At 51.1% G+C, this 816-nt stretch carries 1 protein-coding gene; it reads left to right on the top strand.

Features of this window, described 5'->3' with window-relative positions; translation table 11 throughout:
• Positions 1-110: 110 nt before the first annotated feature.
• Positions 111-816 (top strand): hypothetical protein (locus A3730_RS05385; RefSeq protein WP_156500928.1); only part of this gene is annotated, 706 nt, incomplete at its 3' end.

Genomic DNA, 816 nt, shown 5'->3' with positions numbered 1-816 from the left:
GGACGCTCGGCCAGCTTCTGATGGCTTGAAACAGGTAATTGAAGGCGAACTGGTTCTGTCTGCACCATAGCAGGCCTAACAACCATATCGCGAGCTCACAGGTATAACGTATGCGATTTATTTTAATTCTGGCAGCACTATCGATGGGTTTGGCCGGTTGCAATGGCGGCGAAGATTTCTCTGATGCAACTATTCCAGGTTGCCCGGCCGGTGCTGGTTGTCAGCCTAATACCCGTGGTGAGGTGCTGGTCGAGCTGGTTGGGCCGCGGGTGCATAACCTTGGGTATAGCTGTACGGGGAGCAATGTCGTCTATTTCACCAATCAAGATGAAGAGCAATCCGTCAGCAGTACTGGTGCGCAAGTGACTATTCCTGCTTTTAACGCTTTATGTCCTGCCGGCACCAGTGGAGTAGAGTTTTTGGTCGGCGATGCGTTATTTGAAGGCCACTATATTTCTTTGGGTGAGCTTGTGTTCCCTGCCGACGCCTTGGCGGAAAGTTATACAGTGACGGTTTCTGATTTGGTGATTTCACCTAGAAGGGAAGCAGCCACGGTGTCAGCGCAGGTGAGAAATGTGGCTGCGTTCATTCAAGGGCTGGATACAGATTCCGCCAATGAGGCTTTTGTAAATATTCCGAATGAGGCCCATGACGTGGCTGAAGCTTTAGTGGAGCAGGCGGTTGGCGACAGCAACGTGTCGACTGATACAGCGCTTCAGGAAACCTTTGAGCTGGAAGATTATAATGATTTTCTGGCAGCTTGGGGGAATGGTGCTGAGGGTAACGGTTATTTCGCAGAGGTGAATGACGCGGTAG

The organism is Alcanivorax sp. HI0044, assembly GCF_001634945.1.
Note: the sequence above shows the minus strand (reverse complement) of the source record. Positions and strands in the feature narration are given on the sequence as shown.